The sequence below is a fragment of the Blautia sp. AF34-10 genome (assembly GCF_003477865.1).
GTDB lineage: Bacteria > Bacillota > Clostridia > Lachnospirales > Lachnospiraceae > Fusicatenibacter > Fusicatenibacter saccharivorans.
In genome coordinates, this window is sequence record NZ_QUED01000041.1 from 1 (window position 1) to 10,365 (window position 10,365).

The following is a 10,365-nucleotide window of genomic DNA, read 5'->3' on the forward strand; positions in this document are numbered from 1 at the left end:
TTATTTAATTATATTTTTATATTTTCGTATGAATTGAACTTTTAACATTCGTTTTTTCGGATTTTCCAAACCATTTACTAAACGCATTTTGGGACCATTTTTTCATGGATTTTTACCAATCTGGAAGGATTTTATCCCATAGTGCCGTTTTCATGCTTTTATGTGTATTATTGCATCATTTTTTCTCTGTTTTTTTGCAGTTATGTAAACCATTTAAATATGCCATTCGCCAGTAGTTGACATAACGTAGTTCTCCTGGAATTGTCTACGCTTTTTGTTAAATTGCGCCTTGTTTTCGTCTCTTTTTCTCATTTTTCCCTTAATTTTTGCATTGTATCTTTCCCTTTTTTCGCTTATAATAAGCTCAACACAACGTTTCGAACCGATTCCTCCCCTCCGGGAGACCCCTGAAAGGAGTTTTATCATATGAAACACAGCAAAAAACTGGTCACCTTGAGTGTCCTCACCACGATGTCCGGCGCAGCGATTTACTTTCTGAATAAAACGCTCGATACCGCCGCCGTACGGAAAAACCTGCTCGCCTCGGCTGAAAAAGAGATCTTTTCCTGGCAGTTCGGCGATATTTTTTACACAAAAAAAGGCACCGGAACCCCGATGCTCTTACTTCATGACTTACATTGTGCCTCCAGCGGCCGCGAATGGCAGTATATTGAGGATACTCTCGCAAAGGATCACACCGTCTACACACTCGATCTTCTCGGCTGCGGCCGTTCCGACAAGCCGGCGATCACGTACACGAACTTTTTATACGTACAGCTCATCGTCACCTTCATCAAGCAGGTCATCGGATGTCCAACCGACGTAATTGCATCCGGTTTATCCGGTTCTTTCGTCGTAACCGCCTGCAATACAGCCCCGAAATGCTTTGGCCGAATCATGATGATCAACCCGACCGACCTTGCCAAGCTCAACAAAATCCCGGATAAACGCAGCCGCTTCCTGAAACGCATGATCGAGCTCCCGCTCGTCGGAACGCTGCTGTACCACACGCTCACCGGCCGATCCAACATCGAGCTTTTATTCACCGAGAGCTACTACCACAACCCGTTCCACCGCTCGCCGGAGGACGTAGACGCATTCTATGAGTCAGCCCACCTCCAGAGCAGTGCCGGAAAGTACCTTTTTGCAAGCCTTGCGGGCAATTACGTGAACCTCAACATCGGCCACGCCTTAAAGCACATTGACAACAGCATCTTCCTCATCGGCGGCGAGGAAGAGCCGGGCATCGCAGAAACCTTTGCGCTGTACACAGCGCTCAACACCTCCATCGAAACCCAGATCCTGCCGAAAACAAAGCACATGCCGCAGATGGAGGCCCCGCAGGCCCTCTTAGACCAGATCCAGATCTTCTTCGCACCGGTACAGTAATACCCCCTTCTGCTCCCGGCCTCGAGCGAAAAAAATGAGACAAAAAAACGGAGAATTTACTGATATTTCCATGTCAGTAAATCCTCCGTTTTTCCATTTTTAACCCGGCTCACAGTCCATTTCCAACGCATCTTCCTCTGCGCCCGGATAATCCGTTGGCGACGCTGTATACGTTTCCATTCCCTCTTTTATTTCATCCATCGTATAAATATTAATTCTCTCCTCCGGCGCTGCATCCGGGTCAAATTCCACCGTTTCTCCCAGTGCAAGCATCATTGGCTCATCCGCATTTCTTTTCTCATCTGCAATCTCATACGCGTTTACATATTCACCCGACGCAGTCTCTACATACTGTCCAAACCCGTCGCAAAGCCGGTAATAAAGCTCCTTTTCCGCATCTTTCTCCAGAAAATACAAGGATTTCTGCCCGATCACCGGATCAAGGTCGCAGAAGCTGATCTGTATATAGTTCTCCCGCCGTTCCTCCTCCGAATACTCCTTTTTCAGCTCCTCTGCGTTCCAGTACGTAATTCCCGCATCCTCCATGGACTGCAGATACTCTTCCACCGTAACTGCTCCGCCCAGCTTTCGAACCGTAATATGTTCTCCGGCTTCCATATCACCTTTCAAAACGTCATCCACCCGCAGTGAAATATCGGTTGCAATCTCAATTCCACCGGCAAAACAGCTATAATCCTCTACCGTTCCCAGAACAATGAGATCGCTTCCCTCTTTCTGCTCATAAAAGCCATTATAAAACCGATCCCACTCCTTCAACCCTCCGTACTGCATATTTACCTTTACCGGATCCAGATTTTCAAACCGCATTTTCTCCTCTGTTTCCGCCGTTTCTGCATTACCGCAGCCCACCAGCAGAATACACAATACTGTCAAACAAACCCTTTTCATCCTTTCACCCCCCATCCACCGTCTTTGTTATACTCCCATTATACTTCTTCCGCTTTCATTTTCCCATAAAAAAACGGAAGATTTACTGATTTTTCACTCTCAGTAAATCCTCCGTTTTCAATTTTAACCAGCCTTTAATGACTCCTTATTCCGCCGAATCCGAAGAACTGTCATCCTCCGTCTTTGCCGCAAGCAGTTTCCCGTAATTTTCCACCATGGTCTTCACGTTATTTTTATTCACAAGAGACGCACTCCGTCCTCATCTACCGTGTAATAGAAGCTTGAATCATACGGGCTGTAAGCAAATGTCAGGTCGCCGTCTGTCATATGGAAGACTGCGGTAAACTCGGCATCCTTGGCCTGTACGAGGCTCTCATCCTTCGTCTGCGCCTTCAGGCCAATGAGTGAAGAATAGAATGTGGTAAACGTTGATTTATCAATCGTTTCATCGCCGCAGGTGTAACTGATTTCCTGTGTTGTGGAATCGCTGTCGTCATCCTTTTTCTCTTCCACATGGCGTACATACGTCTTCGTCTCGCCGTTATACGTAATATCAAGACTCGTCAGATCCGATACATTTTCCATGCCGATATACATGTTCCAAAAATCAGATGCCTTCTTTCCGGTGAAGGTTTCAACGTTCGAAGCCGTCATCAGATGAACTTCATTCGAGCCGTCCAGCTTCACGTAATAAGAACCGCCGTCCTCATTTGCATTGCCGACATACAATACCAGATCTTTCTCCACCGTAACGGTTGTCGTTTCGGAAGAAGAGCTCGTTGCAGTGCTGTCGCTTGATGCAGAATCTGTTGTGGAATCCGAAGAAGTATCTGCCGTTGTTGTATCGTCAGCCTCAACCTCCTGCTCTTCCGTGTAATGCACGCGAATCGTCGTCTTTGGCTGATCCAGTCCGTACTGGGAAAGATCCGATGCGTTGTACGTAACAAGATCTCCAAAGCTAAGAGATGCCACTGCACTTGTCATGGTGCCGATCGAATCCGCATCACCGCCATGTGCCGCTCCATCTGCGTCCACAACCTGCCATTCATCCGTCTGGAGTGCCGAATCAGCAGCGCTACTTCTTTTGTCAGCGTATATCCGTTCTCACCCTCCACCTGCAGCTTTGTAATGTTTTCCGCCGTCACAGATGGCATGGATTCCGTTGTCGCCCACTCCATCATATCGGACGGGAACATCGTTCCAAGCGATGTGCTTACCAGATAAACCTTACTCGTATCATCGTTCAGATAAATATAGTATCTGCTCGAGCTGTTCTTATCTCCGACATGAATCGTCGTTTTCTCGTCTCCCGCAGTCACTACAACCTCCTGAGACGGCGTCTCGAGCCCAAAATCGGCCATAGAATCGATTTCATCGCCTTCAATGACTCTTTCTGCTGTCATGCTGCTAAGAGAGCTTAAAACGTTCGTTATCTTGCCCTCATCCAGTGGGAATCCATCCTCCTGATCGTATGTCCAGATATCGGTATCATCGTCTCCTGCTGTTTTCGTAAAGGACACCGTCTCTCCGTTGATCTGGAACGAAAGCGCTGTTACATCATCTTTTGAAAAATCAACTACTTTTTCGGCGTCTGCACCAGAATCCGAACTGCTGCTGTCCGCATCGGCGGTGCTGTTTTTCTTCGTCAGCACCACCAGTACGGCAAGAAGCAGTACCAAAAGGATCAGGCAGGCCGCCATCTTTCCTTTTTTCTTCATCACTGTTTTCTCCTCTTCATCCAGATCATCACGCCAATTACAACAAGTACCAGCGGAATTCCCGCAATGGTAATAATAGACCAGGTGTTAACTGCTCCCTGTGTAAATACCAGGTTTGTATAGCTTGTGCTCTTGCTTGGAATAACGACGGTCTGCTCCACATCACACATGGAGGTCAGTGCAGTCGCTGCCAGCTTCGAGTTCGCACCGCTGATTGCCTGGTCAATCTGGCTGCTCAGCATCGATGCACTCGAGAAATAAATGATCTGTGTCTCTTTATCATCTACAGTTTCTGTAATGGAAACGCCAAGGTCAAATGCGCCCGTCTCACTGTCCGCACTCTTCGACCAGGTGCTGTTCTCCGGGTCATTTTCAATATAAGCGTCCTCGGTGGTCGTCAGAAGGCTCTTGATCGTAATGGTATCACGATAAGAATCGAGCTTCTGAATTGCCTGTGCAACCGGCATCAGAATGTAATTACTCTTTACTTCGGTTGTAATGTCATCACTCTGAATGTTCGGCAGCAGATAATACGGCATCTGCGGATAATAATGCTGGGAATCGGTCTCCACAACAATTCCGCTGGAGCGTTTCACGCCGTAGTTCTCCAGTATGGAATCCAGATTCGGCATATCCGTTCCGGTATAGCTGGTGAACATCAGAAGTTTTCCGCCGTTTTCCAGGTAGGTAATGACTTTATTTGCCTCATCCTCGGAGAAATCGGTGGTCGGGGACATGATCACAAGCTCCTCGGCATCCTCCGGGATATCGTCTGTCATCAGGGCAAGATCACTGATTTCCACATTGTTTTTGTTAATGGCATCACTGAAGTTTGTAGAGAGATCACTCTCGGAAGCCTCGCCGTGGCCGGTTACCCAGTAAACCTTCGGGTTGTTTTCACTCGTCACATACGTGATGGCGCTGGTAATCTGACCCTCGCCGTCAAAGCCGGTCGTCTGTGTCTGATAGGTCTGATAGTTCGTGGAAGTCTCCCACATATCACTGTTGCTGACCACCTTGCTCTTGTCACCGCATACGGCAATCACACTATTTGCAGCTACCGTCTGATCGGTATACTGACTCGTAAATTTCGGATACAGATCCGGGTCTTTTGTCTCTACTTTGATATGGTCAGAAAGCTCATCGTAGTGCTCCAGCAGCTTCTCGATCGTATCGTTTTCGCTGCCTTTCTGTACGATATAGTACAGGGTGACGTCTTGATCGAGGTCCTTTAATGCCGTTTTCGTCTCATCTGTAATGGAGTACATTTTCTGGGTACTCAGGTCAATCTGCGTTTTACTGGTCGGAATCTGTGCCACAATCAGGTTAATAACTACAATCACAGCCAGAACTATCACCGTCATAATCGAAGAATAAGAGCCCTGTTTCAGGTGCTTTTTCTGCTCCTCGCCGGTGAACACTTCCTTCAGATGTTCTTTGGAGAACGTCTTTTTCAGCTTTTCTTTAATGTTAAAATTCATTTTATGCTGTTTCTTTTCTTTCTTTTCGCTGCTCATCGTCTCCACCTCCTAATTCCAGCGTTTCTTCTGCAGGGACTGCATTGCAAGGAAAGTGCAGATTGCAATGACGGACAGGTAGTAAACAACACCGCCAATGTCCAGAATACCGTTCACAAAGTTATCCATATGGCCTGCCATGTTGAATACACCGAGCAGATCCTGGATTTTGCCCTCGAGAAGGGTGGATTTTGTAAAGTAAACTGCCGTCAGCGCGCCTTCGCCGATCACGGCAATCACACCTGTAATGATCGGGTTTTTAATCATACTGCCGATCCAGAGGCATACCAGTGCAATGATGATAAAGAAAGCAAAGAAAGAGCTTCCGGCTCCTTCCGGGAAGAAGTTTGCGATACCGCTCTCCACGTAGCACAGGAACAGGATCACAAAGCCGACAACGGCTGCGATGACCTGGCTCTCGGTGATGGAGGAAACGAACACACCGACCGAAATATAGGCTGCTCCCAGCAGGAAATAGCCAAGGATCGAAGTGTAGGATACAGCGTAGGAAACTGTTCCGTGGGTTCCAAGAAGCAGCGGATACAGGCACATAATCAGCACTGGAATCACATAAATGGTGAGAAGTGCCAGATATTTTCCAAGGATAATATCGGAAATTTTTACCGGTGCGGTAAGGAGCAGCTGATCCGTCTTATTTTTCTGCTCCTCCGACAGGACACGCATTGTCAGAACCGGTACTGCGATCAGCAGAATAAATGCGGAATTCTGCAGCGCGTATCCGATCTCCGGGTAACCCTGCTGCAGGTTGATGGCCGTAAAATACAGGCCGAACAGCGCCAGAGTAAACGCCATAAACAGATATCCGATCATGCTTGTCAGATAGCTTTTTAACTCTTTTTTATAAATCGCCGTCATTGTGCGTCTCCCTCCTCCTGTTTTGTTTCAGCGGCTGATTCCGCTGCATCTGTGCTTTTTTCTTCAGACGTTTCCCCGACAGCCGTTTTGTCTGCTTCTGGTTCACATTCTTTTTCACATTCTTTTTGTTTCAGCTGTTCTTTCTCTGCTTTTTTCAGCTTTCTTGCAGCCTTTCCGGAATCATCGGTCAGCTCCAGGAAGACGTCTTCCAGAGACATCGAGGAGGAAGTCAGCTCGAGGATCGGGCAGTTGGCCTTTGCCAGTGCATAGAACAGCTCCTCGCGGATATCCTTATCCTTTTCCGTGGTAATTTTTACCTTAATCTGCTCCTCATTCGGCGTATTTTCATATTGGATCTCTTTTGCATCGAGCGCATTAAGCGCCGGAACCAGCTGCTTTCTCGTTCCGTGAACGGTACATGTAACCGTGTTTGATCCAAGCATCAGTTTACTTAAGTTTTCCGGGGTATCACTCGCAACGAGCTGTCCCTTTGCGATAATCATGACGTAATCGCAGACGGCGCTGACCTCGGAAAGGATGTGGGAACTTAAGATAACGGTATGTTTTTTACCCAGTGATTTGATCAGGTCGCGGATCTCAATGATCTGCTTGGGATCCAGGCCTACCGTCGGCTCATCGAGGATGATGATCGGCGGATAACCGAGCACTGCCTGTGCCAGTCCGACCCTCTGTCGGTATCCTTTCGACAGATTCTTGATCAGACGGTTCTGCATATCGGTGATCTTCACCAGATTCATGACCTCAAGAATCTGTTTCTTTCTCTGATCCTTTGGAATTTTCTTTAATTCCGCCACGAATTTCAGATATTCCAGAACGGTCATGTCCGTGTAGACCGGCGGCAGCTCCGGCAGATAGCCGATGCATTTTTTTGCCTCCTCCGGCTCCTCCAGGATGTTGTGGCCGTTGATCAGCACTTCGCCCTCCGTAGATGCCAGATAGCCGGTGATGATGTTCATGGTCGTTGATTTTCCGGCTCCATTCGGGCCAAGAAATCCATAGATCTGGCCTTCTTCTACGGTAAAACTCAGGTTATTGACAGCTACGTGGTCGCCATAGCGTTTCACCAGGTTTTTAACCTCTATCAATGTTCCTTCCTCCTTGTTTCTTAAAGCAGTTCCGGCCCGCCCTTGGGGGTGAAAGAGCCGGAGATGCTCTCATTTTCTAAAGACACTTTATCTTATTCTGAAAATGTGATAATTTGCTGGAAAATTTGTGAAAAAACAGTGAAGCCATGGAGCAGTTTGTTTGTTTTTCGACGAAAAATCAATTTCTTTTACCATAAAAATCATGTATACTATAACGTATCCGCGGACGGACGCTTTTCCATTTTTGTTCCGCCGCAAAATATTACGCCGGACTTTTTCCCGTCCGGGACTGGAGATTTTAGGAGACTCTATGAATAAAAAAGACTACTACTGGGCCAAGTATATGCTGATTTTCGGCTTTTTCTGCATCTCTTTTGGCACCTCGATTTTCCTGAAAACCGAACACGCCCCCGATGAGGCGATGCGGATGCTGATTCCGGAATACATCGTCTCACACCACACACTGCCGAACGGCATGGAAGAATCGGTGCGCCATCCGCTGTGGGGATTCTCCTATGCGCTGTATCCGTATCTGACCGCGATCATCAGCTCCGTGTTTATGGCCATTACATCGCTGTTTACGAAAAGTGCAGCGGCTCTTTTAACTGCCGCTCGCCTCACCAGCGTCCTTTCCGGCACCGGCACACTGATCGTTGTGTTTCTGATCGGCGAAGAGCTCTTTGAACGGCGCGAATCCGCACTGCTCGGCGGTATTTTCGTCGGTTTTCTGCCGCAGTTTGTGTTCCTCTCCTGCTATGTGAACAACGACTCGTTCGCCGTTTTCACGGTCGCACTGATCATCTATTTCTGGATTCGCGGCATGAAAAGCGCATTCTGCAAAAAAGACTGTATCGGCCTGGGAGCAGGCTGCGGACTCTGCGCGCTGTCGTACTATAACGCCTACGCGTACCTGCTGTGCAGCATTCTGCTGTTCTTCGCGCTGATGATTCATTTCCGGAAACCGGCAAAAGAAATTTTTGTCAAAGCGCTGGCTGTTTTCGCTATCGCCTTCCTGATCGGCGGCTGGTTCTTCATCCGCAATGCCGTCATCCACGACGGCGATCTGCTCGGCATGCGCACCTCGAATGAATCCGCAGCGCTGTACGCAGCCGATGAATACAAACCAGAGAATCGTCAGACCCCGGCATCCGAAGGCTGGAGCTTCCAGCAGACGTATTTACAGACCCCGGAGGGCCGCACCTCCAACTGGCTGTTCTCGACCGTCAGCAGCTTCATCGGCTCGTTCTCCTACATGACCGTCCATCTCCCGATGGTGCTTTATCTGCTGTACGGCGCCCTGATGGCATTCGGATTCCTAGTGTTTTTGTTCCTCGGCATGGTTCCGCACTGGTTCCGCAAAAAGCCGCAGCTTCTCCTCTTTGTGATGCTGTTCCTCGCCTGCCTGGTCACGCTGTTCATGGACATGTACAACACGTATTTCAGCGATTACCAGTCTCAGGGCCGCTACCTGATGCCGGCGCTCGTCCCTCTGATGATCTGGATCGACGACGGCTACTCTTCTCTCACCGCGAAACTTCCCGCCGAGTGGAAGCGCGCCTCCTGCCATCTGACACTCCTGCCTGGAACGATCTGGCTGGTACTGTTCCTCATCAGCTACATCGGATTTCTGATTCCGGGCTGCTGTGTATAAAAAATTTGTAACGCAGTAATTCACGTTCTGCCGTGCTGAATTTTTGGCATTATTTTCCGGAATTTCTATAAAAAACAGGTGCTGTCTCTTTTTCTCAGATAGCACCTGTTTCTTCGTTACAAGCTTTTCGTTTTTAGATATGTTTCATCCGGGCTTCCCTTTCACTTTCTTTGTTTCCTTTTAATTGCCAAACCAGCTATAATACCAACTGCCAGAATCCCAATTTCTAAAATAATTACCAACATCTTATTTTGATGTTTCACCGGCTGATTTGCAACATCAAGGACAATATTGGTTCCTCCTTGTGCATCGTCAGTTTCGATATAAGACGAATCAGCAACTGCGGCAACAACCGCAGCATAACTATATGCATGGAATTCTTCTTCACCATCAAGTCTATCTTCCGCTATTTCCGAACTGTCTGTAAGACACGCTGCAGCATCTTCACGTCCCGGTATCAGATACTCCATTTGCGTTTCCGTGAATGTAATCCAGACCGGAAAACGAATCGGATCTACTCCTCCAACAAGTCGAAACTTATAATTGTCCCATACAATATCTGGGTTTGCAGCAAGTGAAATATTTAATTGTTCTATATAGGTCGGCGTATCGTCTAATTCATATCCTCTGGCTCCACTTATGTGCCATTGATCAATCGGTTGTCCATCTTCCCCATTTGCCCTTACCGCACATGCTTCATACAAATGTCCATATGCTCTAATCGGGATAATCCAAATATAATCGCTTTGTTCTAACGCGCTTTCTACTTCGGACACAGAAAGAAGTTCTGAGGTCAAAAGTGGCGTATCAATATACTCTTTTAATGCATTATCAAAATCAATATCCGATACACGGATTCCCTCCTCAAACGGATCCTCAACAGGTCCTCCATTTGTAACAGACACAATTTCATCAGCCAGCTCAACTATTTTTTCATAATCTTCAGATTCCGATAGTATTTCAAGTTTAGATGCCGATACAGTAGATGCTGATATCATAATTCCAATGAAGCAAACAAATATTTTTAATATTTTCCTCCTCCCACGTTCCAACTCATTATGGCTAATCATTTTCTAAAGCAAGTATCGCCTAGAGTAACTCAAAATCCCCTTTTCTGGATTATGATTCTCTGACAAACTTGATAGAGATTACGATTCTCCATACCCTCAATATCACAAAATATCAAATTTTGCTATTAG

The 10,365-nt window shown here is 47.2% G+C and carries 9 protein-coding genes; 2 read left to right on the forward strand and 7 right to left on the reverse strand.

Going from position 1 to position 10,365, the window contains the following annotated elements:
* The first annotated feature begins 426 nt into the window (after positions 1 to 426).
* Positions 427 to 1,389 carry an alpha/beta fold hydrolase gene (locus DWZ60_RS15985; RefSeq protein WP_117814430.1) on the forward strand — a complete coding sequence of 321 codons (963 nt, stop codon included), beginning with the start codon at positions 427 to 429 and terminating at the stop codon, positions 1,387 to 1,389.
* 99 nt (positions 1,390 to 1,488) lie between these two features.
* Here the strand turns inward: DWZ60_RS15985 and DWZ60_RS15990 are convergent, their stop codons facing one another.
* The 6 genes from DWZ60_RS15990 to DWZ60_RS16015 form a co-directional block, all read right to left on the reverse strand.
* Entirely contained in the window at positions 1,489 to 2,298 is an 810-nt protein-coding gene (locus DWZ60_RS15990) for a hypothetical protein (protein ID WP_147397766.1), read from the reverse strand.
* Between the two features lie 237 nt (positions 2,299 to 2,535).
* A complete protein-coding gene (locus DWZ60_RS15995) occupies positions 2,536 to 3,333 on the reverse strand; it encodes a DUF4340 domain-containing protein (RefSeq protein WP_147397767.1) in 798 nt (265 codons plus the stop codon).
* Positions 3,279 to 4,016, reverse strand: a complete 738-nt coding sequence (locus DWZ60_RS16000) for a DUF4340 domain-containing protein (protein WP_119222090.1) — start codon at positions 4,014 to 4,016, stop codon at positions 3,279 to 3,281. Before DWZ60_RS16000 ends, DWZ60_RS15995 begins: the two co-directional genes overlap by 55 nt.
* A complete protein-coding gene (locus DWZ60_RS16005) occupies positions 4,016 to 5,533 on the reverse strand; it encodes a GldG family protein (RefSeq protein WP_243038374.1) in 1,518 nt (505 codons plus the stop codon). The genes DWZ60_RS16000 and DWZ60_RS16005 overlap by 1 nt, the downstream gene beginning before the upstream one ends.
* 12 nt (positions 5,534 to 5,545) lie before the next feature.
* Positions 5,546 to 6,409: an ABC transporter permease subunit gene (locus DWZ60_RS16010; RefSeq protein WP_022462025.1), complete on the reverse strand. Its 864-nt coding sequence runs from the start codon at positions 6,407 to 6,409 to the stop codon at positions 5,546 to 5,548.
* On the reverse strand, positions 6,406 to 7,515 hold the full coding sequence (locus DWZ60_RS16015) for an ABC transporter ATP-binding protein (protein WP_022462026.1): 1,110 nt from the start codon (positions 7,513 to 7,515) through the stop codon (positions 6,406 to 6,408). Before DWZ60_RS16015 ends, DWZ60_RS16010 begins: the two co-directional genes overlap by 4 nt.
* Positions 7,516 to 7,825: 310 nt before the next feature.
* Between DWZ60_RS16015 and DWZ60_RS16020 the strand changes: the two genes are divergently transcribed.
* A complete protein-coding gene (locus DWZ60_RS16020) occupies positions 7,826 to 9,166 on the forward strand; it encodes an ArnT family glycosyltransferase (protein WP_158576415.1) in 1,341 nt (446 codons plus the stop codon).
* A gap of 161 nt (positions 9,167 to 9,327) precedes the next feature.
* Here the strand turns inward: DWZ60_RS16020 and DWZ60_RS16025 are convergent, their stop codons facing one another.
* The gene (locus tag DWZ60_RS16025; RefSeq protein WP_119222094.1) at positions 9,328 to 10,236 is read right to left on the reverse strand and encodes a hypothetical protein; all 909 of its coding nucleotides are present in this window, start codon (positions 10,234 to 10,236) and stop codon (positions 9,328 to 9,330) included.
* Between the last annotated feature and the right edge of the window lie 129 nt (positions 10,237 to 10,365).

Coding starts and splice junctions, on each gene's coding strand:
- DWZ60_RS15990 (WP_147397766.1), bottom strand. CDS start 2,298: ATGAAAAGGGTTTGTTTGACAGTATTGTGTATTCTGCTGGTGGGCTGC.
- DWZ60_RS16000 (WP_119222090.1), bottom strand. CDS start 4,016: ATGAAGAAAAAAGGAAAGATGGCGGCCTGCCTGATCCTTTTGGTACTG.
- DWZ60_RS15985 (WP_117814430.1), top strand. CDS start 427: ATGAAACACAGCAAAAAACTGGTCACCTTGAGTGTCCTCACCACGATG.
- DWZ60_RS16020 (WP_158576415.1), top strand. CDS start 7,826: ATGAATAAAAAAGACTACTACTGGGCCAAGTATATGCTGATTTTCGGC.
- DWZ60_RS16025 (WP_119222094.1), bottom strand. CDS start 10,236: ATGATTAGCCATAATGAGTTGGAACGTGGGAGGAGGAAAATATTAAAA.
- DWZ60_RS16010 (WP_022462025.1), bottom strand. CDS start 6,409: ATGACGGCGATTTATAAAAAAGAGTTAAAAAGCTATCTGACAAGCATG.
- DWZ60_RS16005 (WP_243038374.1), bottom strand. CDS start 5,533: ATGAGCAGCGAAAAGAAAGAAAAGAAACAGCATAAAATGAATTTTAAC.